This is a genomic window from Chitinimonas arctica, assembly GCF_007431345.1.
Classification (GTDB): Bacteria; Pseudomonadota; Gammaproteobacteria; order Burkholderiales; family Chitinimonadaceae; genus Chitinimonas; species Chitinimonas arctica.
On record NZ_CP041730.1, the window covers coordinates 1797364 to 1822925 of the forward strand.

22 protein-coding genes are annotated in these 25562 nt (G+C 62.8%); 9 read left to right on the forward strand and 13 right to left on the reverse strand.

Annotation, left to right across the window (positions count from 1 at the left end; all coding sequences use genetic code 11):
• Window positions 1–125: 125 nt before the first annotated feature.
• Together mpl and FNU76_RS08030 are read left to right on the forward strand one after the other, a co-directional pair.
• On the forward strand, window positions 126–1517 hold the full coding sequence (gene mpl / locus FNU76_RS08025; RefSeq protein ID WP_144277710.1) for a UDP-N-acetylmuramate:L-alanyl-gamma-D-glutamyl-meso-diaminopimelate ligase: 1392 nt from the start codon (window positions 126–128) through the stop codon (window positions 1515–1517).
• Between the two features lie 3 nt (window positions 1518–1520).
• The gene (locus FNU76_RS08030; RefSeq protein WP_144277711.1) at window positions 1521–2033 is read left to right on the forward strand and encodes a cyclic nucleotide-binding domain-containing protein; all 513 of its coding nucleotides are present in this window, start codon (window positions 1521–1523) and stop codon (window positions 2031–2033) included.
• Window positions 2034–2036: 3 nt separating this feature from the next.
• On the opposite strand, the gene hutG is transcribed toward FNU76_RS08030, so the two are convergent.
• The 9 genes from hutG to FNU76_RS08075 all read right to left on the reverse strand — a co-directional run bounded on the left by hutG (window position 2037) and on the right by FNU76_RS08075 (window position 14658).
• Entirely contained in the window at window positions 2037–2978 is a 942-nt protein-coding gene (gene hutG / locus FNU76_RS08035; RefSeq protein ID WP_144277712.1) for a formimidoylglutamase, read from the reverse strand.
• A 51-nt stretch (window positions 2979–3029) separates the two neighbouring features.
• On the reverse strand, window positions 3030–4253 hold the full coding sequence (hutI, locus tag FNU76_RS08040) for an imidazolonepropionase (protein WP_144277713.1): 1224 nt from the start codon (window positions 4251–4253) through the stop codon (window positions 3030–3032).
• Window positions 4254–4288: 35 nt separating this feature from the next.
• A complete protein-coding gene (gene ypfJ, locus FNU76_RS08045; RefSeq protein ID WP_144277714.1) occupies window positions 4289–5152 on the reverse strand; it encodes a KPN_02809 family neutral zinc metallopeptidase in 864 nt (287 codons plus the stop codon).
• Window positions 5153–5211: 59 nt separating this feature from the next.
• Window positions 5212–6882: a urocanate hydratase gene (gene hutU / locus FNU76_RS08050; protein WP_144277715.1), complete on the reverse strand. Its 1671-nt coding sequence runs from the start codon at window positions 6880–6882 to the stop codon at window positions 5212–5214.
• Between the two features lie 60 nt (window positions 6883–6942).
• On the reverse strand, window positions 6943–7641 hold the full coding sequence (gene hutC / locus FNU76_RS08055; RefSeq protein ID WP_144277716.1) for a histidine utilization transcriptional repressor HutC: 699 nt from the start codon (window positions 7639–7641) through the stop codon (window positions 6943–6945).
• A 9-nt stretch (window positions 7642–7650) separates the two neighbouring features.
• On the reverse strand, window positions 7651–9180 hold the full coding sequence (hutH, locus tag FNU76_RS08060; protein WP_179958398.1) for a histidine ammonia-lyase: 1530 nt from the start codon (window positions 9178–9180) through the stop codon (window positions 7651–7653).
• A 471-nt stretch (window positions 9181–9651) separates the two neighbouring features.
• On the reverse strand, window positions 9652–10542 hold the full coding sequence (locus FNU76_RS08065; protein WP_179958399.1) for a hypothetical protein: 891 nt from the start codon (window positions 10540–10542) through the stop codon (window positions 9652–9654).
• 16 nt (window positions 10543–10558) lie between these two features.
• A complete protein-coding gene (locus FNU76_RS08070) occupies window positions 10559–12340 on the reverse strand; it encodes a hypothetical protein (RefSeq protein WP_144277719.1) in 1782 nt (593 codons plus the stop codon).
• A gap of 194 nt (window positions 12341–12534) precedes the next feature.
• Window positions 12535–14658 carry an AsmA family protein gene (locus tag FNU76_RS08075; protein ID WP_144277720.1) on the reverse strand — a complete coding sequence of 708 codons (2124 nt, stop codon included), beginning with the start codon at window positions 14656–14658 and terminating at the stop codon, window positions 12535–12537.
• Window positions 14659–14770: 112 nt separating this feature from the next.
• Between FNU76_RS08075 and FNU76_RS08080 the strand changes: the two genes are divergently transcribed.
• A complete protein-coding gene (locus tag FNU76_RS08080) occupies window positions 14771–15199 on the forward strand; it encodes an acyl-CoA thioesterase (RefSeq protein ID WP_144277721.1) in 429 nt (142 codons plus the stop codon).
• 17 nt (window positions 15200–15216) lie between these two features.
• Here the strand turns inward: FNU76_RS08080 and FNU76_RS08085 are convergent, their stop codons facing one another.
• The 4 genes from FNU76_RS08085 to FNU76_RS08100 all read right to left on the reverse strand — a co-directional run bounded on the left by FNU76_RS08085 (window position 15217) and on the right by FNU76_RS08100 (window position 19198).
• The gene (locus FNU76_RS08085; RefSeq protein ID WP_144277722.1) at window positions 15217–16830 is read right to left on the reverse strand and encodes a methyl-accepting chemotaxis protein; all 1614 of its coding nucleotides are present in this window, start codon (window positions 16828–16830) and stop codon (window positions 15217–15219) included.
• 100 nt (window positions 16831–16930) lie between these two features.
• Entirely contained in the window at window positions 16931–18004 is a 1074-nt protein-coding gene (gene mnmA / locus FNU76_RS08090) for a tRNA 2-thiouridine(34) synthase MnmA (protein WP_144277723.1), read from the reverse strand.
• The gene (locus tag FNU76_RS08095; RefSeq protein WP_144277724.1) at window positions 17997–18518 is read right to left on the reverse strand and encodes an NUDIX hydrolase; all 522 of its coding nucleotides are present in this window, start codon (window positions 18516–18518) and stop codon (window positions 17997–17999) included. The genes mnmA and FNU76_RS08095 overlap by 8 nt, the downstream gene beginning before the upstream one ends.
• 416 nt (window positions 18519–18934) lie before the next feature.
• Complete coding sequence (locus tag FNU76_RS08100; protein WP_144277725.1) at window positions 18935–19198, reverse strand: hypothetical protein; 264 nt, start codon at window positions 19196–19198, stop codon at window positions 18935–18937.
• Window positions 19199–19538: 340 nt separating this feature from the next.
• Between FNU76_RS08100 and FNU76_RS08105 the strand changes: the two genes are divergently transcribed.
• From FNU76_RS08105 to FNU76_RS08130, 6 genes are all read left to right on the forward strand, one after another.
• Window positions 19539–20402 carry a glucosamine kinase nucleotide-binding domain-containing protein gene (locus FNU76_RS08105; protein ID WP_144277726.1) on the forward strand — a complete coding sequence of 288 codons (864 nt, stop codon included), beginning with the start codon at window positions 19539–19541 and terminating at the stop codon, window positions 20400–20402.
• Window positions 20402–21148 carry a GntR family transcriptional regulator gene (locus FNU76_RS08110; protein ID WP_144277727.1) on the forward strand — a complete coding sequence of 249 codons (747 nt, stop codon included), beginning with the start codon at window positions 20402–20404 and terminating at the stop codon, window positions 21146–21148. Before FNU76_RS08105 ends, FNU76_RS08110 begins: the two co-directional genes overlap by 1 nt.
• A 48-nt stretch (window positions 21149–21196) precedes the next feature.
• A complete protein-coding gene (nagA, locus tag FNU76_RS08115) occupies window positions 21197–22303 on the forward strand; it encodes an N-acetylglucosamine-6-phosphate deacetylase (protein ID WP_144277728.1) in 1107 nt (368 codons plus the stop codon).
• Complete coding sequence (locus FNU76_RS08120) at window positions 22304–23326, forward strand: SIS domain-containing protein (RefSeq protein ID WP_308418623.1); 1023 nt, start codon at window positions 22304–22306, stop codon at window positions 23324–23326.
• Between the two features lie 50 nt (window positions 23327–23376).
• Window positions 23377–24636 (forward strand): extracellular solute-binding protein, encoded by a 1260-nt coding sequence (locus FNU76_RS08125; RefSeq protein ID WP_144277729.1) that lies wholly within the window; start codon window positions 23377–23379, stop codon window positions 24634–24636.
• A 62-nt stretch (window positions 24637–24698) separates the two neighbouring features.
• Window positions 24699–25562 (forward strand): carbohydrate ABC transporter permease, encoded by an 864-nt coding sequence (locus FNU76_RS08130; RefSeq protein ID WP_144277730.1) that lies wholly within the window; start codon window positions 24699–24701, stop codon window positions 25560–25562.

The window sequence follows — 25562 nt, forward strand, 5'->3', positions numbered from 1 at the left end:
TGCAAAAGTACGGACTGAATATTCGGTTCACTGCCACCAGTGGGCCGGTTCAGCTGTATTCCCAGTTACCCGCGCTGCCGCCGCCCATGCGGCGCAGCAGATCAATCCGCAACCGGACTTCCTGTATGCACCTCCATATTCTAGGCATTTGCGGCACCTTCATGGGCGGTATCGCCCAGCTTGCCCGTGCCTCCGGCCACACGGTCACAGGCTGCGATGCCAACGTCTATCCGCCGATGAGCAGCCAGCTCGAGGCGGCCGGCATACAGCTCATTGAAGGTTACTCGCCCGAACAGATCAAACTCAACGCCGATATTTACGTCGTCGGTAACGTGGTGACGCGCGGTAACCCGTTGATGGAAGCCATCCTGGATGCCGGCCTGCCGTATGTGTCCGGCCCGCAGTGGCTGGCCGAACAAGTACTGCGCGACCCGGCCTTCCCGAAATGGGTGCTGGCCGTCGCGGGCACCCACGGCAAGACCACCACCTCCTCGATGCTGACCTGGATACTGGAATACGCCGGCCTGGCGCCTGGTTTCCTGATCGGCGGCGTACCCGAAAATTTCGGTATTTCCGCCCGCCTGCCAGGTGAACCGCGCCAGGAAAAAGGCGGCCGCTCCCCCTTCTTCGTCATCGAGGCCGACGAGTACGACACGGCCTTCTTCGACAAACGCTCCAAGTTCGTGCATTACCGGCCCCGCACCGCGGTACTGAACAACCTGGAATTCGATCATGCCGACATCTTCGCCGACCTGGCCGCCATCGAAACCCAGTTCCACCATCTGGTGCGCACCGTTCCGGCACAGGGACTGCTGATCGCCAATGGCCGCGAAGCCAGCTTGGCCCGCGTGCTGCATCGAGGCTGCTGGTCCCGGCTGGAGCGCTTCGGCGGGGTGGACGGACAATCCGGCTGGTGTATGGGCACGTCCTACCCGGACGGTTGCGACGTGCTGCTGGATGGGCAGCTGCAAGGCCGGCTGCAATGGTCGCTGCTGGGCGAACATAACCAGCTCAACGCGCTGGCCGCGCTCGCCGCCGCCCGCCATGTCGGTGTCAGCCCGGCCGTCGGCCTGGCCGCATTGACGGCGTTCCGCAATGTAAAGCGGCGGATGGAAATACGGGGTGTCCGCAACGGCATCACGGTCTACGATGACTTTGCCCACCATCCCACGGCCATCGCCACCACCCTGGCCGGCCTGCGCACCAAGGTCGGCAACACGCGTATCCTGGCGGTACTGGAACCGCGTTCCAATACCATGAAGTTGGGCACCATCAAGGACGCCCTGCCGGGCAGCCTGGCGAGCGCCGATCTGGTCTTCTGCTACGGCGCGGACCTGGGCTGGAACCCGGCCGAGGTATTGGCGCCGCTGGGCGAGCGGGCACGGTGCTACAACGAACTGGCCGGTCTGGTCGGCGCGGTCGCTGCGGCGGCCAGGCCTGGCGACCAGATCGTCGTGATGAGCAATGGCGGGTTTGGCGGGGTACATCAAAAGTTGTTGGATGCCATAGCGGGGTGAACCATGCAGGACAATGGCGCGCTGGTACAGAAGCTGCTGCAGTCGGTACGCTTATTCAGCGGCTTCAGCCCGGAAGAGGCACGCCAGTTCCTGGCGGCCTGCCGGGTGGAGCAGCATCCAGCCGGCAAGCGGCTGCTGAACGAAGGGGAAGATGGCAGCGAGATGTATGTGCTGCTGTCCGGCAATGTGACGGTCAGGCGCTTCGGGGGCGTGTCCGAGTACGAACTGACGCGGCTAGGCCCGGGCGAGACCTTCGGCGAGTTGGCCTTGATCGACTTCGGCTGGCGTTCCGCCAGTGTGGAAGCCGTGGGATACGTGCGGGTACTGGTATTCGCACGCGACAGCTTGAGCCGCGTGCCGGCGCTGGAAGCCAAGCTCTACCGTAACCTGGCCATCATGTTGGCCAGCCGCCTGCGCGAGACCGACGCACGGCTGACCGATATGGCGGAACAAAGCGCGGAAATGGCTGCGTTCGCGAAACTGGCTACCCAAACGCAGCAAATATTCGTGGGCTGACGCCTACCTCGCCAGGCGCCAAGCCAACCGCGCCGCCACCTTGGCGGTAATGCCGTCCCGATCGAAGCTCGGGTTCAGCTCGGCGATATCGGCCAGCATCAGCTTGCCGCTTGCCTTGGCGGCATCGATCAGTGCCTCCACCACCGGCAGCGCCACGCCATAGGCGGCCGGCGCCGATACGCCCGGCGCGACGGCGGCCGGCAGCACGTCGAGGCAGACGGTCAGATATAGCCAGTCCACTTCGTCGACAAAGAAGGCCAGCGCGTCGAGCAGGGATTCCAGATTCTCGCTGCCGCAGGCTTCGTCGCCATGCCATTGCACCCCCAGCTCGCGCGCCCGATGGAACAGGGCAGCGGTATTGGCCGGTTCCGAAATACCAAAAACCAGGTAATTGAACGAAGTCTGGTTTTTGGCGCAGGCCTCCGCGATCTGCCGGAATGGCGTACCCGAGCTACCCCGTTCGCCGGCACGCAGATCGAAGTGCGCGTCCAGATTGATGATGCCGATACGCGGCGGCCGTTGCCCTTGCAGCTCGGCAAACCGGGCCAGGCCCAGAAAGCTGCCGTAAGCCACTTCGTGTCCGCCCCCCAGCACCAGCGGGAAATGCCCCTCGGCCAACAGATGGGCAACCTGCCGACCCAACTCCGCCTGGGCGGCTTCCAATTGGTCATCCACGCAATGCACATCGCCGGCATCGTAGACATGGCCATCATGGTGCCAGGCCAGATTGGCCAGGGCACGCCGAATCGCAACCGGCCCCTCCTTGGCGCCGGGGCGGCCATGGTTGCGCTGGACACCGGCATCGCTGGCGAAGCCCAGCAGCGCAACGCCTGCCGGCGCACCCTCGTGCAGGGCCTGCAACCGTTCGTGCCAACGCCGCGCAAGGGCGCCTTCCTCACTATCGAGGCGACCTTGCCAGAGCGTCATATCGGCGGGTTTATGCATGATTTTCCTTGGTACGGACCTGGGCCGGCAGCCTAAGCCCGAATTGATTGTTTAAACTTGCCGGCCATCGTGCCAACGGGCAATCAGCGGCTCGCCGCCCAGCCAGTAGCAAAGCTCGGCCGGCCGGGCGATGCGCCATAGCGCCAGATCGGCGCGCAGGCCGACCGCCAAGCGGCCGACATCGCTGCGGCCCAGCGCCGTGGCGGCATGGCGGGTCATGCCCGCCAGCGCTTCGCTGGGCGTCAGGCGGAATTGGGTACAAGCCATGTTCAAGGCCAATAGCGGGCTGGAACAAGGCGCCGTACCGGGATTGCAGTCGGTGGATACCGCCATGGCCACGCCCGCCGCCCGCAGCGCCGCGATAGGCGGCAGACGGGTTTCGCGCAGGCAGTAGTAGGCCAGCGGCAGCAGGGTGGCCACCGTGCCGGCGGCCGCCATGGCGGCTACACCGGCCTCGTCCAGCCATTCCAGGTGATCGGCGGAAAGGCCGCCATGGCGGGCGGTCAACGCCGCACCGCCCTGGTCCGACAACTGTTCGGCATGCAATTTGACCGGGAGACCCAAGGCCCGGGCCGCCAGGAACAGCCGCTCCACCTGGGCGGGACTGAAGCCGATATTTTCGCAGAAGGCATCCACCGCATCGACCAGGCCCTCGGCCGCCAGTTCGTGCAACCAATGGATACAGGCGTCGATATAGTCATCCGGCCGCCCCTGGAACTCGGCGGGCAAGGCGTGGGCCGCCAGATAGCTGGTGTGGACATTGACGCCGCGCTGGCTGGCCAGCGCCCTGGCCACCCGCAGCATCTTGCGCTCCGACGCGAAATCCAGGCCGTAGCCGGATTTGATCTCCACCGTGGTCAAGCCCTCGCGCAGCATGCCATCCAGGCGGACCAGGGCGGAAGCCAGCAGGGCCGCCTCGTCGGCTTGGCGGGTGGCGGCCATGGTGGAACGTATCCCGCCGCCCGCGCGGGCAATCTCTTCATAGCTGGCGCCGTTGAGGCGCAGTTCGAATTCATGCGAACGGTCACCACCGAATACCAGGTGGGTGTGGCAGTCGATCAGGCCGGGGGTCAGCCAGCCGCCTTGGCCATCCACCACCTCGACATCCGCCAGGCGCAGACCGGCCACCTCGGCCGGCATATCCACCGCACGCCCCAGCCAGGCGATGCGGCCCTCATGGATCAACAGCGCCGCGCCGGGGATTTCGGCATAGCCAGTTGGCTCCGAGAGGGTAGCGAGATGTAGATTGCGCAGTAGTTGCGGGGAAGCGGACATAGGTATCGGATGCAATGAAGGGATAGGGATAGGCCTCAAGGCCTTTCAGTGGAGAAGGTATTGCACTGGCCGGGATTGCCGCCGGTCATGCCGCGCTGGAACCACTGCATGCGCTGGGTGGCGCTGCCGTGGGTAAAGCTGTCCGGCACCACCTCGTGGCCGGCCCGTTGTTGCAGACTGTCGTCGCCCACGGCGCGTGCCGCATTCAAGGCTGTCTCGGCATCGCCCGGGTCAAGCAGATTGCGTTGCGCAGCATAGAAACCCCACACGCCGGCGTAGCAATCGGCTTGCAGTTCCAAACGTACCGACACCCTGTTGGCTGCCGTGCCGCCCAGCCGGCTCATCTGTTGATGGGCCTTTTCCAACGCTCCGGTCAGATGCTGGATATGGTGGCCTACCTCGTGGGCGATAACATAGGCGCGGGCAAAATCACCCTGTGCGCCCAACTGCTTCTGCAAATGATCGAGGAAAGCCAGATCGATAAAGAGTTTCTGCTCGCCGGCGCAGTAGAACGGCCCGACCGCCGAGCTGGCCGTACCGCAGGCGGTCTGTACCCGGTCGCGGAACAGCACCAACTTGGGCGGTGCATACACCCTGCCCTGGCGCTGGAACAGTTCGCCCCAGACATCCTCGGTCACCGCCAGCGCCTTGGCGACGAAACGGGCTTGCTGGTCGTTGACCGGAACCGGCTTGGCCGGCCTCGCCGCGACTTGCTGCGACTGCACCACTTGGCCGCCGCCGGACACCAGTTGCATGGCCTGGTTGAAATCCAGGCCAAAGAACCAGCTGACGGCGGCGGCCAGCAGGACACCGGCGATGCCCAGCCCGCCCAGGCCGACACCGCCTTCGCCGCGCCTATCCTCGACATTGCTGCTTTCGCGTACGTCGTCCAGTCGCATGAGGGGGATATCCTATCGTGATAAAAAGCAGGGAGCGCGTAGCACACGCTCCCGGCGGATTATCCCAGCATAGGCAGTTTCAGACCCTTTTCACGTGCACAGGCTTGCGCATCCTCGTAGCCGGCATCGGCATGCCGCATCACGCCGGTAGCCGGATCGTTCCATAGCACCCGCTCGATACGCTTGTCGGCCGCCTCGCTGCCGTCGCAGACGATTACCACGCCGGCATGCTGGCTGTAACCCATGCCCACTCCGCCGCCATGGTGCAGCGACACCCAGGTCGCACCGCCGGCGGTATTCAGCAGGGCATTGAGCAGCGGCCAATCGGATACCGCATCGCTACCGTCCTTCATGGCTTCCGTCTCACGGTTCGGGGAAGCCACCGAACCGGAATCGAGATGATCGCGGCCGATCACCACCGGCGCCTTCAGCTCGCCGTTCCGGACCATCTCGTTGAACGCCAGCCCCAAGCGGTGGCGGTCGCCCAAGCCCACCCAGCAGATCCGCGCCGGCAGGCCCTGGAAGGCGATGCGCTCACGCGCCATATCCAGCCAGTTGTGCAGGTGCGCATCGTCGGGAATCAGCTCCTTGACCTTGGCATCGGTCTTGTAGATATCTTCCGGATCACCCGACAAGGCAACCCAGCGGAATGGGCCGATGCCCTTGCAGAACAGCGGCCGCACATAGGCCGGCACAAAACCGGGGAAGTCGAAGGCATTGGCCACGCCCATATCCTTGGCCATCTGGCGGATATTGTTGCCGTAATCCAGAGTCGCGGCGCCACGCGATTGCAGCGTCAGCATGGCCTCCACCTGGCGGGCCATGCTTTGCTTGGCCGGCAGGACGATGCTGTCCGGTTGCTGCCGTTGCGCCTCGCGCCAGCGCGCCATGCTCCAGCCTTGCGGCAGGTAGCCGTTGATCGGGTCGTGCGCACTGGTCTGGTCGGTGACCACATCGGGCGTGATACCGCGCGCGACCAATTCGGCAAAGACATCGGCGGCATTGCCCAGCAGGCCCACCGAAGTCGCGCGACCTTCGGCCTTGGCCGTGTCGAGCATGGCCAAGGCCTCATCCAGGCTGGCAGCCTTGCGGTCCAGATAGCGGGTCTTGAGGCGGAAATCGATGCGGCTCTCGTCGCACTCCACCGCCAGCATGCTGAAGCCGGCCATGGTCGCGGCCAGCGGCTGGGCACCGCCCATGCCGCCCAGGCCACCGGTCAAGATCCAGCGCCCGGCGGGCTTGCCGCCGAAATGCTGGTCGGCCACGGCGAAGAAGGTCTCGTAAGTGCCTTGCACGATGCCTTGCGAGCCGATGTAGATCCACGAGCCGGCCGTCATCTGGCCGTACATCATCAGGCCTTTGCGATCGAGTTCATTGAAATGCTCCCAATTGCCCCAGGCCGGCACCAGATTGGAATTGGCCAGCAATACCCGCGGCGCATCCGCATGGGTACGGAACACGCCTACCGGCTTGCCCGACTGGATCAGCAGGGTTTCGTCGTCGGACAGGGTCTTCAGACTGGCCAGGATCTGGTCGTAGCAAGCCCAGTCGCGCGCGGCGCGGCCGATGCCGCCGTACACCACCAGCGATGTGGGGTGCTCCGCCACTTCGGCATCCAGATTGTTCTGGATCATGCGGAAGGCTGCCTCGGTGAGCCAGCTCTTGCAACTGAGTTCATTGCCGCGCGGAGCGCGGATAACGCGGGTCGGATCAATGCGTGGGTCGCTCATGGCGCGGAAAACTCCTGTGTCGATATGCTTGAAAATTTTTGCCGGCGTGCTCAAGCAGGCTCAAAAATAGCCACTGAACTGATAACGTCCGGCCGGGTGATAGAGATTGGCCACGCTGGCGACCACCCCATTCGAAAAAGTCCGCCTATGCAGCACCAGGCAAGGTTCGTCCTGCTTCATTTCCAGCCTCGCCTTGCAGGACCGGTCGGGCCGACGCGCCTCGATGCGGTATTCCACCCGCGAAAGCGGCGCGCTGCCGGTCAGGTACTCGTTCGGCGTGATTCGGCTGTAATCCTGCCGCAGGTAGTCGGGCGCCAGGCCTGGATTGACCCAACGCTCTTCCAGCTGGATGGGCAAGCCGTTCTCGCGGTGCAGGATCAGCGAGTGGTATAGCGTGCTGCCCGCTTCCACCGCCATCTCGGCGGCGAGCGCGGCATCGGCCTTGACCGACTGCAACTTGAGCAGTTCGGCGGCATGGTCATGGCCGCGCGCACGGATTTCCTCGGCGATGCTGCGGATCTCGACCAGCGTGCTCTGGTATTTGGTGGCGGCCACGAAGGTCCCCGCACCCTGGCTACGGGTCAGCACGCCCTCGGCGGCCAGCTCGCGTACCGCCCGGTTGACCGTCATGCGCGCCACCCCGAAGCGCTTCACCAGTTCGTTCTCGCTTGGCACCTGCTCGCCCGCGCGCCAGGCACCGGCCTGGATCTCGCCGAGGATATAGTCCTTGATGAGCTGGTAGGCGGGCGGATTTTGCATGGCGACGGTTCAGGCCTGCGAATCGAAGCGATGCGGCGCCAGCTTGGCGAACACACCGCGCTTGACCATATCGGCCACGGCTTCGATATCCGGCGCGAAATAGCGATCCAGATCGTAATGCGGCACCTGCTTGCGGATCAGGCCCATGACCGGCAACAAGCGCGGCGAAGTCTGGTGGGGTGCGCGCAGATCCACGCCCTGGGCAGCAGCCAGCAACTCGATGGCCAGGATATGGCCGACGTTCTCGGCGATATCGCCCAGCTTGCGGGCAGCGAAGGTCGCCATCGAAACATGGTCTTCCTGGTTGGCCGAGGTCGGCAAGGAATCGACCGAGGCAGGATGGGCCAGGGTCTTGTTCTCGCTGGCCAGCGCCGCCGCCGTCACATGGGCGATCATGAAACCGGAGTTCACCCCGCCGTCGCGTACCAGGAAGGGCGGCAGGCCGGAGAGGGTACTGTCGATCAGCAGGGCGATGCGGCGTTCGGCCAGCGCGCCGATCTCGGACAGCGCAATGGCCAGGTTGTCGGCGGCGAAGGCCACCGGCTCGGCATGGAAATTACCGCCCGACAGCACTTCATTGGTATCCGGAAAGACCAGCGGGTTGTCCGATACCGCATCGGCCTCGCGCAACAGCACCACTCCCGCATGGCGGATCTGGTCCAGGCAGGCGCCCATCACCTGCGGCTGGCAGCGTAGGCTGTACGGGTCCTGCACCTTGTCGCAATCCTTGTGGCTGGCATTGATGCCGGAACCGTCCAGCAGCTGCCGATAGGCGGCGGCGGCCTCGATCTGGCCGGGATGGCCGCGCAAGTCGTGGATGCGGCGGTCGAAGGGGACCACGGAGCCGGCGGCGGCGTCCACGCTGAGGCTGCCGGCCACCAGGGCGGTTTGGTACAGCTCTTCGATGGCGAACAGATTGACGATGGCAATGGCGGTGGAAGCCTGCGTGCCGTTCAACAGCGCCAGGCCTTCCTTCGCCCCCAGGGTCATCGGCTGCAAGCCAGCCAGGGCCAGGCCGTCGGTGGCCGGCATGCGCTCACCCTTGACGATCACCTCGCCCACGCCCAGCAGCACAGCCGCCATATGGGCCAAGGGCGCCAGATCGCCGGAAGCGCCGACCGAGCCCTTGCTGGGAATACGCGGCAACACATCGGCGTTCAGCAGGGTCAACAGTGCCTGGATCACTTCCAGGCGGATGCCGGAAAACCCCCGCGCCATGCTGGAGATTTTCAGGGTCAACAGCAGGCGCACCATGGGCGCGTCCAAGGCGGCGCCCACGCCCACTGCATGCGACAACACCAGATTTTTTTGCAGCAGTTCCAACTGATCGTTGGGGATATGCGTGGAAGCCAGCCGGCCGAAACCGGTATTGATGCCGTAAGCCGGCGCACCCTTGGCGACAATGGCCGCCACGGCGCGGCTACCGGCCTCGATGCCGGGAATGGCGGCCGGATCCAGGGTGATGGTCACGCCACCGGCCATGATCTGGCGCAGCTGGGCGAAGGTGAGTTTGCCGGGGGTAAGGGTAAGGGCGTGCATGGGCGATCTCGTCAGATGGGCTCGAATGGCGCCGAGATTACTCGCACGGATTTGTATAGACAAGTTGCATTGCAACAAATCGTTGGAAAAAGGTACGCGGGGCATTTACGGGCGCACTTGATACGACCTCTTCCGACCCATTTGCCGGATATATGGTCGTCTATGCTTGGCAGGTTCTTTCCAGCGCATACTGTCCCGCTTTTGCGAAGCAAGCTTTTCGGGGTGAACCCGCCCTTCCAGCCTGCGGACACAACATGAACTGCGGCGAAGCGGAGCAGGTGGCGAATGAGTTCGTCCGCGCTGAGTTGCAGCCCTTGCGGGAGCGTATGCCAGAGGAGAATGCGTGAGCGGGTAATCGAATTTATGCCATTCACACCGCAAGCTGCGCAGCGGACGCCGTTCGGCAAACAAACGGCCGGACCGTTTAGCGAGCACCGTGCGTGTGGCGATGCTGACCGAACGGTCCGGCGCTTACATGATCGAGCAAGATTTCTTTTCCGGTTCTGGGAAGGCCAGGGGATACAGTGCGCCGTCTATGATGTCTTCCGTGTCCAAAGGTGAATCCTCGTGAACATCTGCGGCCCGCAATTGCGCCTCCGACATGAATCGCAGCATAAGCCTGCCGATAATTCGCGAATGATTTTGAGTGTCTTTGGGAGTGTAGGTCTTGTCTTCCAATAAACTCCCCCTTGGATTTTCGAACATATCTTTATTGCACACGCCATCATAATCAAATTGCGCTTGCCACAGCTTCCAGAATCCTTCCTTGCCAATTTGACGGCCAAAATGGATCAATACTCTATCCAGCTCGGTAATTTTAAGCTGGCTTTCGTATTTTTGCTTGCTTAGGTGGTAATAGTCAAAGTGTTTATGCGTGTACATCAGCTCGCCACGTATTTTAATATCCGCCCTTGCTAGTAGTGCTTTAGGCCGCGTAAAAGAAAATAGCAGCACATCCTTCTGGCAAATAAGTGCCAAGAGTAAGGGGGAGCAAGCATTGTAGGACGCTTCGTCAAACAGGCCCAGCCGCACAAGGACATTGCCTAAGTGCTGGCCGGGCAATTTCTTCGGCAGTACACTCTTAAGCAACTCCTTAAATAACCCCCTTTGCGTCTTGGACTTGCCGACGCGCCTAGCTTGGTCAAAATAATCCTCAAACACCTGCTTCGAACCTTGAAAATATTCGCGCAACACCGCACTCCACCATTTCTCTAGTGCCTGGTCTCTTGCCCGACCTCGTTCCGACTCCTGTAGCGCAATGCGCCCCAATAAAATATTTTCAGCTTCGTTTGTTTGGTATTTTTGATCGAGCTTAAAAAAATCGAGTGATGCACGATAGCTTGATACAGATACCGACGACATATTGCATTCTCCATGATTAAAAGGCAGGAGCGGGAACGCTTTCCAACGTCGGCTTCTGCCATAGTGCCCGGCCACCATTGCCAAGGAGGAAATTTTCAATTCGGCTTGCCACTTCCTCTTGCTGATTGCCTTCGGCGATAAGTCTTTTCAAGGCACGCACATCTTGTCGTGACATGCCGGCCAACAATAGTGCGCGCGTGGCGGTCTTTCTGCGCACGCGCAATCCAGCTGCTGACAGGTTTTGACCTGGATTGGCCGCCAGCCGGCTAGTCGCAAACGCTTGTTTGGCGGCTGTGATTTCTTGCCGTGTCGCGTTGACGTTCTTGACGATCATCTCGGCCCGGCCGCCGCTCAAGTGGTCCATCAGTAGTACGACTGCCATCTGCCCGTTTTTCGATGATTTTTCATAGGAGGCTTCCAAAACACAGACGGAGTTACCGGAAACCGCCCCGAGCTGCGCCTTATGCTTTTTCAATAGTTTTTCAGTTTCACGCTTCTGCTTGCGCGCGTCCCAGCTTCGGTAACCCGCGTAACCCAGCCATACCCCGCCTAGCGCGGCGCCACCGGCCGACAGCACGCCCAATCCAATTGGACTGGCAACGCCGGTTGCCGTCAAGATCACGCCAATGCCGGATATCACCGCACCGACGATCCCATAGGCAATGCGAAATTTGGCGCGTGTTCTGAGCGTCTTTTGTGACTTTCGTTCTTCTTTGTGGTTCTCATGGACGCACCGAAAAATTCCACCATATATTTCTTGAATATTCGATAGTTCCGCCGCTGGACAATTACTTATGGTATTTTCATACTTATCATTATTTTCGTCTTTTTTATCGCATAGCATCGAAAATGAGAGCAGCGCCTGCTTTGACCGAGCGCAATAATCAAAACAATTCGTTACCCTCTTGCAAAATTCACTAGCCACCTGCCGCGCGTGCTTCGCATCGCGATAGTCAGCCACGCCCTGGCCGATTTGAAATGCGCCACTCACCACGCCTATCGCCGATGACACCATGCCGGCGGCGTGTGTGGAAACGTGAATGACCGCGCTGCCAGCAGTGGAATCGGCTATGGTTTTAACGATACCCGCCACACCGATGCCAATGTTGGCCAGCTGTAAAACGCCATCACGTAAAAATGCGATGGCGTTGGATAAACGGCCGACCTTGAGTTCCTTATGTTCGATTTCGGCGTCGCGATAGGCGAAGTAGCCCATGGCGCCTTTGGCTTGCTCGCTGGGCCCGGTCTTGGCAATGGGTTCACGATTGGCCACAGGATCCTTTGGCCGGTGCTTGCCCAATAGCGATTCAGCCGCCGAGGTGGCGATTTCCTCTTCACGGACGGGTATGTCGTGCAGAACGCCAGGCGCAGCTTCACCTTCAATCACTGCGCGCCGATGGGGGCGTGGAGTTGACGCGGCTTCGAACGCCTTGGCTTGCTCGCGGTGCTTGTCTTTCAGCCCCACGGCACGCTTCAGGTCGCCAAGGTAGACCGCGGTGTCGTATAGGCTTTCGGCTGCTTCGATCATGCCAAGCAAGCAACTGGCCGCTCCCACTCCGCTTCCGGCTACCTCGACAACGGGCTTCACATAGTCGGCAATGGCCTTGTGGACCGCAAGCACCCCGCTACAGATCGTGGTAAACGACCAACTGCCAAACAGGCCAGTGTTGAGCGTATGGCGGGCGGTGCTGCTTGCGGCGGACTTGGCGGATTTTTCCGCTTTCGGTTCTGGTGCGTTGGTTTTAGCCGAGCCGAGTGCTCTGGCCGCCGAGGAAAGTAGAGAGATGAGCAAGGCCATCTATTGGCTCCTTCGGCAAACGAAGCCAAGACAAAATGCTTGGCTTGTTCCGCCGACCCTACGGAACCGGGATGCGCCTTCGCATCCAGAAAATGGGAGGAATTTTCTGTATTTCGTTCGATTCTTTGCCGTAGGAGATCATGCTTCTTGTCGCAACCACATGCGGGCCGCCAATATCCTCTCCCGCCCCACTCTCAAGGCTTACCCACCACCGGCTCCGTCAGCTTGTCCCGCAACGCCTTGGTATCGACCCGATAATCCGGCGTGGCCAACGGCCCGGTGATGGAGATGGGCACCTTCACCCCTTTGAGCGCATCCAGCTCGGGTATGCCGCTACCGCCGGTCACCGTCGCATGCAGCAGGTAATCGACCACGCCACGGCCAATATCGACCTTGCCGCCCCCGTCCAGCTTGAGGAAGGGCGCCCGTATCTGCAGATCGCGGCTTTCGGCTATGCCATCCTTCAGCACGAAGCGGGCGCTGAGATCGGAAAAACGGGTGCGCCGGCCGGTATCGGCCGGGATGATGCTGCCGGTCAACTTGGCCAGATTGCTGCGCAGGCCACGGAGCACGTCACCCACGTCCAGCCCGGCAATGGCGCCGCGCGTCAGCATCAGATCCACCCGCCCGGCCACGCCGCTACGCAGCGCGGCGATACTGTTGGCGGGGGCGCTGATATCGATATTCAGATTGCCGCGGCCGGTCACCCGGTCGATGCCGAAGATATCCGACATCAAGGCGGCCACTTCCATGCCGGACAGCAATTGCGTCAGCTGCACCTTGGGCGATTTGCCCCCTTCCAGCAATACGCGGCCCTTCAGCTTGCCGCCGTAGATATCCGCCTGCAAGGGCTCCAGCAATAGCTGGCGGCGCGCCGTCTCGACGTGGGTGCTTAGATTGAACACCCGGAATCGGCCGATATCCAGCTCGCCCAGCTTGATATCGCCACGGGCAACCAGGCCGTCCAGCCAGGCAAGCGAGAAGTTTTGCGCCGGGTCCAGCAAAGGCTCCTTCTCGCCGTCCGGCAGATAGGGGGTCAGGTCGAGCTTGGCCAAGTCCAGGCCAAATGCGTAGCGGGGACTGACAAAATCCTCCAGCGAGACCTGGGCCATCATCGGCGATCCATCCAACTTGCCCCGGCTATGCCAGTCGAATCGCTCGCGCGCCAGATCCAGCGCCGCGTTCCCGGCTAGTTGCAGCTTGATCGCGCCGCGCGGCAAGGCCTTATGCCGATAGGTGCCGGTCAGCTTGAAGCCATCCAGACCCACCGTGCGCCAGCCCTCGATGCGCAAGGGGCTTTCCATGTCCAGGACGGCATTCTGGGCCGCGTCCAGCAATTGCAGACGTAAACGCGCCGCGTTGGCGACCAGGCTGCCGGCGGTACCCGCCGCCAGCCCATCCACTTTCAGTTGGCCGGCGATTTCGCGCTTGCTGCTCTTGATGGCGAATTCCGCCTCTACCCTGCCGGTCGCCAAACCACCTTCGCCGCCACGAAGCTGTGGTGTCTTCAGGCTGGCCTGCCAGCGCTGAGCCCCCCTTTGCACAGCGGCACGCGCGGTGGCGCTGGCCAGGCTGACCCGCCACGGCAGCGCTGCGGCGCTCAAATCGCCGGCCAACTCGAAGCGGCCATCCCGCCACTCGGGGGTTTCTGCCTTGATGGCCAGGCGAAAGTCCTTCAGGCGTGCGCTAAGACCCTGCCTATCCACCTTCAAGCCACTCTCCACCAACAAGCCGCCACCCCAGTCCGGCGCCGCCAGCTGTCCCTGTATGCGCACCGCCCCCTCGTCGCCCTCCGGGTCCAGCGCATGCAGATCGATATTGCGGAAGCGAATGGTCTGGTCATTGCCATTGCGCCAATTCATGGCGGCCGACACCAGGTCGATGCGCTCGGGCCGCCAACTGATGCGGCCCTGCCTGGGCCGCCGGACCAGCAGGTCGTCGCAGTTGAGCCGGCCGTCCGCCAGGCCATAGACATTCATGGCCAGCCCTTCGATGCGGGCATCCACCACTTCGGCCCGGCCTTGCAACAAGCCGCTCCAGCCAAGCGAGAAGCGGGCACTGTCGAAACGGCTGAATAGTGAACGGCCATCCGGCTCGCTGATGGTCAGGCCTTCCAGGGTCACGCCGGGACGCGGCAGCAGGGCAAGATGGAAACCTTCGATTTCCACCTTGCGACCCAGCGACTCGCTGGCATCCTGCGCCAGGCGCTGGCCCAGCGAGGCGAAATTGAACAGCGGCAGGATCACCACCAGGGCCAGCACCAAGGCCAGGCCATATAGGCAATAACGTAAGCGGGGAGGAATTTGATACAGAGGCATGGGCGCGATTATTCCAGCCTGTCGACCAAATGTGGAATCTTTGGGACGCCAAGCATGCTACCGACAGGGATCTTTCCCGTAAGATCACCTCCCCGTTGCCCGGAGCATCCCTATGAGTACCAGCACACCCGCCCATTTGACCGATATCAAGGTTCGCGGCTATCACCTTGATTTATATGGACACGTGAACAACGCCCGCTACCTGGAGTTCCTCGAAGAGGCGCGCTGGGGCTTTACCGAGGAGTACGGTTCGCTGGCGTATTTCAGCGAAGCCGGCCTGGCCTTCGTGATCGTCAATATCAATATCGATTATCGCCGTCCGGCGATGATGGGCGAACATCTGAGCATCGCCACCGCCATGAGCAAGATCGGCAGCCGCAGTGCGGTCATCCACCAAGTCGTGTATCTGAAGGGTACCGACACCAAGGTAGCAGAAGCCGATGTCACCTTTGTGATCTTCGACGCCGGCAAGGGCGGCGCCATTCCGTTCGAAGGCGAACTGCGCGCGCAGTTCGAACGCCTGCCGCACTGGCCGGCGTAGCGGATACCACGCTCACGCTATACACGGTAGCGCGACACCGTAACCTGCATCTGGGTGGCCAGCTGCTGCAACTGGTTGGCCGCCTCCGCCGTATCGCCGGCCGCACCGCTGGTCTGTTCCGACATATGCGCGATCCGCTCGACCTGCTGGGCGATATTGGTACTGGCCGCGCTCTGCTCGCGAATGGCGTGGCTGATATCTTCCACCATCTCCAACACCTGGCTGGAACCGGCGCGTATCTGCTGGATGGCTCCACCGGCCTGGTTCGCCTTCTGCACCCCGGAGTCCACCCGGCTCACCACCTCTCGCATACGTGCGACGGCAGCATCCGCACCCTGCTGGATGGTCGCGATCAAGGTGCCGATTTCCTGGGTGGACACCGAGGTACGTTCGGCCAGCTTGCGCACTTCATCGGCCACCACCGCGAACCCTCGCCCCTGCTCACCGGCACGGGCCGCTTCGATTGCGGCGTTCAAGGCCAGTAGATTGGTCTGATCGGCAACATCCTTGATCACGCTGACCACCGCACCGATACTGGCGCTCTCGCGCGCCAGCAGATCGATCTGGGCGGAAGCCTCGGCCACCCGCTCGGCGATGCCGTTGATCTCGCCCACGGTCGCCTTGATCACCACCTCGCCGTCGGTCGCGATATCGCCCGAATGCCGCGAAACCGTCGTCGCCTCGCCAGCCCGGTCGGCAACGTGGTTGATGCTGACCGTCACCTGCTCGACCGTCGCGGCCATATTGGCTGCCGACTCGCTGCCCGAAGCGGAATTCTGCGACATCTGCTGCGCGGCCTTGGCCATTTCGTGGGCCTGGGCGGCCACCCCGTCCACGCCAGCGGCGATATCGCGGAAACTGCTCTGCAGGGTATCGAGCAGGCGATTGAAGGCCAATACGGTCTTGCCGACTTCGTCGTGGCTGCTGATGGGTACCCGCTGGGTAAAATCCAGATCGCTGCCTATCCGCTCCACCGTCTGCTTCATGATCGCCAGGGGCTTGGTAATCGCCCGGTAGATCAACCAGCCAAATACGCTGAGCAGCGTGATACCGATGACATTGACGACCATAAAGGTGGTCAAGGCCTGCCGGTAGACCCGCTCGGCATCGGCCGCGCTGCCTTCCTGGCGCTTGAGGTTGTAGGACGAGGTCTTCTGGATGGCGGCCTGCACCACCTGTTCGGCCGGCAATACCTTGCCATACAGCGCCGCCACCGCCTGATCGTTCTTGCCCTGGTTCGAACTGTCCAAGGCCTCCTTATACCCTGCCGAATAGCTATCGAAAGCAATTTTCAGGGCGGCATAATTGGCTTTGTCGGTATCGTCCGTCACCAGGTTGGCATAGCCATCCACCGCCTTCCTGGCATTGCTAACCGCCTCATCCACCTTCTGGTTGAAGGCCTTCTTCAGATCGACGTCCTGCTCCATGATGTGCGCAAGCAGCATGGCGCGCTGCTCCCGGTAGGCAATGGCGATATCGCTGGTAGCCTGCACGCTGGGCATACTGATTTCGGTAAGGGATTTGACCTGGTCGTTGAGGGCACGGAAGGCGCTGATGCCGATAATGCCTACGATCAGCTGCGCAACCAGGGCCAGCACCAACATCAGCACAAGACGCTTGCCTATGGACATGTCGGATTCCTCTCCAAGTGGACGTCGTACCGCGGCGAGGCGGCCGGTCCGTCACACTATAGATGCCGCAATCGCGGCATGCCGACTGGCGATGCGCAGGCTAGCGAATCACGCCGCCACCCAAGCAAACCGCCCCGTCGTACAGCACCGCCGACTGCCCCGGCGTCAACGCCCATTGTGGATCGTCGAAGCGCAGCTCGGCCACGCCGTCGCGCACCTCCAGCAATTCACAAGCGGCATCGGTCTGGCGATAACGGGTCTTGGCCGTATAGCGCCCTGCCCGGGGCGCCTGGTCGGCCACCCAGCTGAGCTGGTCGGCGCTGAGCGAGGATTTCAGCAACAGCGGGTGATCGTGGCCTTGCACCACGATCAACTCGTTATTGGCCATATCCTTGCCGGCCACATACCAGGGCTCGCCCGGCCCGCCGATATTGAGCCCCTGCCGCTGCCCCAGGGTGTGATACATCAGGCCGGCATGTTCACCCACCCGCTTACCTTCCGGCGTGCGCATGGCGCCGGGTGTCTTGGGCAGATAGCGGTTGAGGAATTCGCGGAAGGGACGCTCGCCGATAAAGCAGATCCCGGTCGAATCCTTTTTGGCGTGGTTGGGCAGCTTGATTTCGGCGGCAATGCGGCGCACCTCGGTCTTGCGTACCGCAGCCAGGGGGAATACCGCACGCGACACCTGGTACTGGCTCAGGCGATAGAGGAAATAGCTCTGGTCCTTGGTTTCGTCGGCGCCGCGCAGCAAGCGCGTCAGGCCGTCCGGTCCGACATCGGTACCCGCGTAGTGACCGGTGGCGATCTTGTCGGCGCCCAAGCTGATGGCGTAGTCGAGAAAGGCTTTGAACTTGATCTCGGCATTGCACAGCACATCGGGATTCGGCGTGCGGCCAGCCTGGTATTCCGCCAGGAAATAGGCAAAGACCCTATCCTTGTATTCCTTGGCGAAGTTCACCAGTTCGATATCGATGCCCAGCAGATCGGCCACGGCGATGGCATCGCGCGCGTCTTCCTTGATCGAGCAGAAGGCATCGTCGTTGTCGTCCTCCCAGTTCTGCATAAACACGCCGACCACGTCGTGACCCTGCTCGCGCAGCAACCAGGCGGTAACCGAGGAATCGACGCCGCCGGACAAGCCGACAACGATGCGGGAAGTGGAGGACTCAGTCATGGTGGGCAATCAGCTCAAGCGGGAAACGGCGGCCGGCGCGAAAGTCGTCGATGCATTGCAGTACCAGTGGGCTGCGATGCCGCTCGCGGCACGCCAGGATCTGCGCATAGTCCAGCCAGACCGCCCGCACGATGCCCTCGTCCAGCGCCGCCTCGACTTCGCCCACCCGCCGTTCGGCCAGGCATGTACGATTGACCACGTCGCAAACACGCTCTGGCGCCGTACCGGGCGACAACTGTGCGGCATAGGCGAAGCGCAGATAAGTCGTCTCGCCGCCAGGCAGCGGCGACCACTGGTAGATACCCACCAAGGCCGTGGGCACCACATCGAATCCGGTCTCTTCCCGCGCTTCACGCACGCAGGCGGCCAGCAAGGACTCGCCATGGTCCATATGGCCAGCCGGCTGATTGAAGCGCCGCCCTTCGGCGGTTTCTTCCTCTACCAGCAGAAAGCGGCCGGCGTGCTCGACGACAGCGGCCACCGTGGCATGGGGTTTCCAGATAGAAGCGGACACGGGATAGACAATCAGGCGGAAAAGCCTGCCATTTTAGGCTTTTACCGAAGTTAAGGCTACGCGCTGCCGCCTAGAGGAGCGCTAACGAGCGTCGGGTGCGTGGTTGTTAGCGCTTCAGCGCTTACAACCACGGCCTCCCCCTTGCGGGGACGAGGCTCCCTCGCGGCGGCGAGGGCGGGGCCGCCCGGGTAAGGGGGAGTTGGACTCAATCAAGCGAGGGGCGGCTCAGAATGCTACGGAACGTTAACCCCCGGCTGTGCGGAGTCGTTGCCCCGCAGGGGCTTACTACTCCGGCCTCCTCCTTGCGGGGGCCGCCGGGGGCTGAATTGACGCTTCAGTCCTCACTGATGGTCGAGCCTCTCCATGAAAAAAGGCGACTTGCGTCGCCTTTTCTTGAAGCTGGAGAAAGAGTCGAATTACGACTTCTTTTCTTCCTTCTTCTCTTCCTTCTTGGCTTCTGCCTTCACTTCAGCCTTTTTTTCTTCTTTCTTGGCTTCAGCCTTCTTCTCTTCCTTCTTTTCTACCTTCTTCTCTTCGGCCTTCTTCTCAACCTTGGCAGCCGGAGCAGGAGCGGCGGCAGCGGCAGGAGCAGCGGCGGCAGCAGGAGCAGCAGCGGTGGCTTCAGCAGCGAAAGCAGCGGTGGCGAACAGGCCGGCGATCAGGGCAGCGATGAATTTCATGGTGTTTCCTTAAGTCTGAAAAGGTAAGTAGTTTGTTCGACGCCTAGGCGCGTCGCAGGCATTAACGCACTGGCCAGGAGAGCGGTTGACACGGCATGCGGTTTTTTTTCGGTCAGGTGCCACCATAAAATATCCTTGCCCCCCATCGGTCCCACCGGCCGGCCTGCCGTAACGGCCGATAGTGGGTCAGCGCCGCAACACATTCTCGACCGAGCTTATTTCTCCGTAGAAATTACGTTGACAGTACCCCCTCAGTGGTATTGAATAGGTCTTGTATTCAACTGGTATCTAAGCGGTCACAATAAGACCGGTCATATCGGACTGGCGGGAGAGCGTGGGAATGGCCCTGGAATTTCTGATCGGTGTAGATGGCGGCGGCACCGGCACCCGTATCCGGGTGGCGGATCGCGACGGCCGCGAATTGGCGCGCGGCAGCGCCGGCCCTTCCGGGCTGGGGCTGGGTATAGACGTCGCCTGGCTGACTATCCGTGCCTGTATCGCCCGTACCTTTCGCGAGTCCCGCCTGCACTTCGACCCATCGACCTGCGCCATCGGCCTGGGCCTGGCCGGCGTCCACAATCCCGCCTGGGCCGAGGCCTTCCTCGGCCAGGCCACCGATTTCCATGCCATCCGCCTCGACACCGACGGCTTCACCACCTTGCTGGGCGCCCATGGCGGCCAAGCCGGCGCCATCGTGGCGGTCGGCACCGGCAGCATAGGCGAAGCCTGGCTGGGCGGGACCGAACGGCGCACGGTCTCCGGCTGGGGCTTCCCCAGCGGTGACGAAGGGAGCGGTGCCTGGATAGGCATGCAGGCCGCCCGACTGGCGCAGCGCGCGCTGGACGGCCGCGCCGAAACCACGCCACTGGCCCGCGCCGTGGTCGCCCAGCTGGGCGGCGATATCACCCAGGCCTTTCGCTGGCTGGGCCAAGCCACCCAAACCAGTTACGCACAACTGACCCCACTGGTACTTGAGCACGCAGCGAATGACGCCGCTGCGGCTACCATCCTGCGCCAGGCGGGCGAAGAAATCGCCGACATCGCCCGTGCGCTCGATAGCGAAAACCGACTACCCATCGCGCTCTGTGGCGGCCTGGCGGAAGCATTGCGTCCCTGGCTGCCCTCGGCATTGATCCATCGCGCGCGCCAACCGCTGGCCGATTCCGCCACCGGCGCGCTGCACCTGATTCGGGGAAACATTTAATGGATAAAGCCCGCGAAGCCGCCCTCCTGGCCTTGAAGCCCGATTCCGACAGCAGCACCCCACTGTACCTGCAGGTCGCCAACAAGCTGTCCAGCGCCATCGGCACCGGCCTGTGGCAGGCCGATGAAGCCCTGCCGTCGGAGCGGGTATTGTGCGAGATGCTCGATATCTCGCGTGTTACCGCCCGCAAGGCGATGGATATGCTGTTCGAACAGGGCCTGATCGTACGGCGCCAAGGTTCCGGCACCTATATCGCCCCGCGGCTGGTCCAGCCGCTGTCGCGCCTGACCAGTTTTTCCGAGGAAATCCGCAATCGCGGCTTCGCCCCGTCGTCACGCTGGCTGAGCCGCGAAATCGGCAGCGCCACCCAGGAAGAAGTCCTGCGCCTGGGGCTGTCGCCCGCCTCCAATGTGGCCCGCCTGAAGCGCCTGCGGATGGCCGATGCCACCGTGATGGCGGTGGAAACCTCTACCCTGCCCAGCCGCTATCTGCCGGACCCCACGGCCATCACCGACTCGCTCTATGCCTGGCTCGATGGCCACGGCACCTCGGTGGTCAGGGCCCTCCAGCATATCAAGGCGGTCAATGCCAGCGACGAGATCGCCCAGCTGGCCGGCATCCCCAGCGGCACCGCCATGCTGATGATCACCCGGATCGGCTATTTGGACAGCGGCCTGCCGGTGGAACTGTCCTACTCCTACTGCCGCAACGATTACTACGATTTTATCGCCGAGCTCCGGCGATAGGTCCCAGCCTCCGTTTATCGTCAACCGTCACCAGCCAGCTTTCCAGATATGCAAACCCTGCACGGCAATATCCTCACTCCCGACGGCTGGCGACACGGCGATCTGCATTTCGGCAGCCAGATCATCGGCCTGGCAGGCGTGCCCAGCGATCCGGGCGGCAATAGCGACGATTTTATCCTGCCCGGCTTTATCGACCTGCATGTGCACGGCGGCGGCGGCCGCGATGTGATGGAGGGCGGCGACGCCCTGTCGGTCATCGCCCGCACGCATGCCCGCCACGGCACCACCAGCCTGCTGGCCACCACCATGACCGCGCCCAAGCGCGAAATCGAACTGGCCCTGCAGGGCGTCGGGCAAGCCATGGCGCTACGCAGCACCGCCGGTTCGCGGGTATTGGGCGTGCATCTGGAAGGGCCCTATATCAATCCCGGCAAGCTGGGGGCCCAGCCGAATTTCGCCCGCGACGGCGTACTCGAGGAAATACGCGGCTTCGGCGAACTGGCGCCGCTCAAGATACTTACGCTGGCGCCGGAAGTACGCGGCCACATGTCGCTGATCAGCGACCTGGTCGCACGCGGGATCCGGGTGCAGCTGGGCCATACGCTGGGCAGCTACGAGGATGGCGTGGCAGCGCTGCAGCATGGCGCCATCAGCTTCACCCATCTGTTCAACGCCATGACCGGCCTGCACCACCGGGAGCCGGGCATTGTCGGCGCCGCGCTGGCCCACGCCGAATACGCCGAGCTGATCCCTGACCTGATGCATGTGCATCCCGGCGCCATCAAAGCCGCCCTGCGGGCCATCCCCAAGCTGTATTGCGTGACCGATTCGACCGCTGCCGCCGGCATGCCGGACGGCAATTACAAGCTTGGCCGCCACACGGTCACCAAATGCATGGGGGGCGTGCGCTTGCCGGACGGCACCCTGGCGGGCTCTACCCTGACCCTGGACGTCGCCCTCCGCAATCTGGTCGGCCTGGGCCTGGAGCTGGACGATGCCTCGCGCCGCCTCTCCACCTACCAGGCGGAGATGCTGGGCCTGGACGATAGGGGCCGGCTGGCGGTCGGCTGCCATGCCGACCTGGTGGTGTTCAACCGTGACCTGCAACTGAAAGCCGTCTTCGTCGAAGGCGAACCGATCAAACTGGAGAGTTAAGTGACGACTTGCATGTGGAAAGAGATGCACGAGGCGCCCGCCGCCCTCGCGCGCCAGGCAGACCGACAGGATGCACGCTTCGCCGAGCTGGGCGCGCGCTTGCGCCATACCGATCCGCACGCGCTGGTCACCGTCGCGCGCGGCAGCTCGGACCATGCTTCGGCCTATCTGTCCTATCTCACCATGCTGCGCCTGGGCCGGCTCGCCGTATCGCTGCCCATGTCCTTGCTGACCCTGTACGACGCGCCACTGGACGTGGCGGGTACGGTCGCGATCGCCATTTCGCAGTCGGGCCGCAGCCCGGACGTGGTCGAACCGATCCGGCGCTTTCGGCAAGGCCGGGCCCAGACCGTAGCCCTGGTCAACGATGCGGCGTCGCCCCTGGCCGAAGCCGCCGAATGGACCCTCCCACTGGAAGCCGGTCCGGAATATGCGGTGGCCGCCACCAAGAGCTATATCGCCAGCCTGGCCGCCGGCGCCCGCCTGGTCGCCCATTGGGCCGACGACCAGGTATTGCTGGACGGCTTGGCAGCCTTGCCCGACGCACTCGGCAGGGCGTTGGAAACCGACTGGTCGGCCGGCGTGGAAGCCTTGCGGCAGGCCGAGCGCATCATGATCGTCGGGCGCGGCCTCACCTTGCCGATCGCCCTGGAAGCCGCCCTTAAATGCAAGGAAACGGCGGCCATCCAGGCGGAAGCCTTCTCCGGCGCCGAAATCAAGCACGGCCCCATGGCGTTGATCGAGAAGGGCTATCCCTTGCTGATTTTCGCGCCGCGCGGCGCCGCGCAGGCCGGACTGATCAAGCTGGCCGCGGAAATGCGCGAACGCGGCGCCAAGGTATTGCTGGCCGCACCGGCCGATATCCCCGAGCGTGAACTGACCCTGCCGCCGGCGCCGCTGCCCGAACTGGATGCCCTCACCGCCATCAGTGCCTTCTATCCCATGATCGAAGCGCTGGCCCGGGCACGCGGTTTCGATCCCGACCAGCCACGCCATCTCAATAAAGTCACCTTGACGCGTTGATCGGCAGCCGCTTCCCCATCCGACAGCCAGGCCCGGAGTCCAGCCCCATCATGCTCTCGAAACGCATCGCCAAAGCCGCCCTGCTGGGCAGCCTTGCCCTGTCAGGCCAAGCCTGGGCCGACCGGCCCCGGCTGGAATTCTGGACGCAGAGCCTGGCGCCCAAGTTCGCGCCGTATTTCAATAACCTGGTCAGCCGCTACCAGGCGGCCAATCCGCAGGTCGAAGTGGCCTGGGTGGACTACCCGTGGGACGTGATACGCAGCAAGTTCATGGTGGCCCTGGCTTCCGGCAACCCACCGGCCCTGGCCAATGTACAAGTGCCCTGGGTCTACGAGTTCAAGGAAGCGGGCCTGATACAGCCATTGGACAATTTGCTGGACAGCAAGCAGTACCTGACCGGCGCCATCATGGACGTCAGTTTCGATGGCCACATCTACGCCTTCCCTTTCTACAACGGCGCCAATGTCATCGCTTACAACACCGCACTGTTCCGCCAGGCCGGCCTGGATCCGGCGCAACCGCCCCGCTCCTTCGACATGCAGCTGAGCTATGCCAAGACCATCCGCCAGAAGACCGGCGTGGCCGGCTTCGCCCCCACGCTGGGGCCGACCAAGGTGGAAGGGTTGATGATCAACGAGGGCCTGGAAATCATGCGGAACGGCCGCGCCGTCTTCAATTCGCCGGCCCACGTCGCCTTTGTCCGCAAGCTGGCGGATGCCTACCAGGCCGGCGCCCTGCTGAAGGACAACCTGTTCTCCGAAGATAATTTCCAGGTCTCCATGGCGGCCTACAACAGCGGCCGGCTAGGCATGCTGGTCACGGTACCGGCCGCACTGAAGCGCGTAAGGGACGATGCGCCCGCCATCTACCGCCATACCGATGCCGCCAGCGCGCCGCTGGGTCGCACCGGCATGGCCGCCGGCGGCTGGCAATTCACCTTCGTGGTGCCCAAGAATGTCGATCCCAAGCTACTGCCGGAAGTCGCCAAGCTGGGCGCCTTTCTCACCAGCGCCGAAAACCAGCTGGCCTTTTCCCGCGCGGCCGGCACGCTGCCGACTTCGCGCCTGGCATCCCAGCACGCCTTCTTCCATACCCTGCCGGACCAGGCAGGCGCGGTGGAAAAGGGCCTGATCGCCGCGGCCCGCAATATCGCCGTCACCCGCACGGTCTTCCTGGCCGGCGTAAAAAACTCGGAATTGCTGTCCACCCGGCTTTCCGGCGCGGTGGAACAGGCGGTAACCGGCCGCAAGGACGCCAAACTGGCCCTGGACGAGGCCGTGCTGTTCTGGAACAAGAAGCTCGGTAAATAGCGACAAGGCCGTCGCCGGCCACCGCACCCATCCGCAACCGTATTCGACGAGAAGAGAGAATCGTGGCCAAGTCACGCCGTTCCACCCTGTCCGCTTACTTGTTCCTGGCGCCCGCCATCGTACTGTTATTGGTTTTCGCATTCTGGCCGGTGGGATTCGGTTCCTATATCGCGTTTACCCATTACAACGTGATCGAGCCGCCGCAATGGGTCGGCCTGGATAACTTCCGCGAACTATTCGCCGATGAACTGTTCCTGTCCGCGCTGCGCAATTCCGCGCTCTATCTGCTGGTGGTACCGGCCATCCAGGTGCTGGCCATCCTGCTGGCGGTACTGGTCAACAATAATCTGCCCGGCATCCGCTTCTTCCGCGCTGCCTACTATCTACCGGTCGTGACCACCGTCTCGGTGATCGGCGTCATCTGGAACTTCATGTACACCGATGCCGGCGCGCTCAATGCCACGCTGCGCTGGCTGCACCTGATCAATGAACCGATAGGCTTTCTCAGCGATGACCGCATCGCCCTGTTCGCGGTGATGTTCGTCACCATCTGGCGAGGCCTGGGCTGGTATATGGTGCTGTACCTGGCCGGGCTGCAATCCATTTCCGCCGAAGTCTACGAAGCCGCCATCCTCGATGGCGCCAATGCCTGGCAGCGCTTCTGGCGCATCACCGTGCCGCTGTTGCTGCCCACCATCCTGCTCTGCTCGATCATGTCCATGCTGGCCGCCACCAAGGCGTTCGAGGAAGTACAGATCATGACCCAGGGCGGTCCGTTCCAATCCACCTTCACCGCCTTGTATTACGCCTACGAGTTCGGCATCAAGACCCTCAATTTCGGCCGGGCGCTCGCCGCCAGCCTGGTCGTTTCCTCGCTCTGCATGGCCCTGGCCTGGCTCAACTTCCGCTACCTACAGCCCAAATGA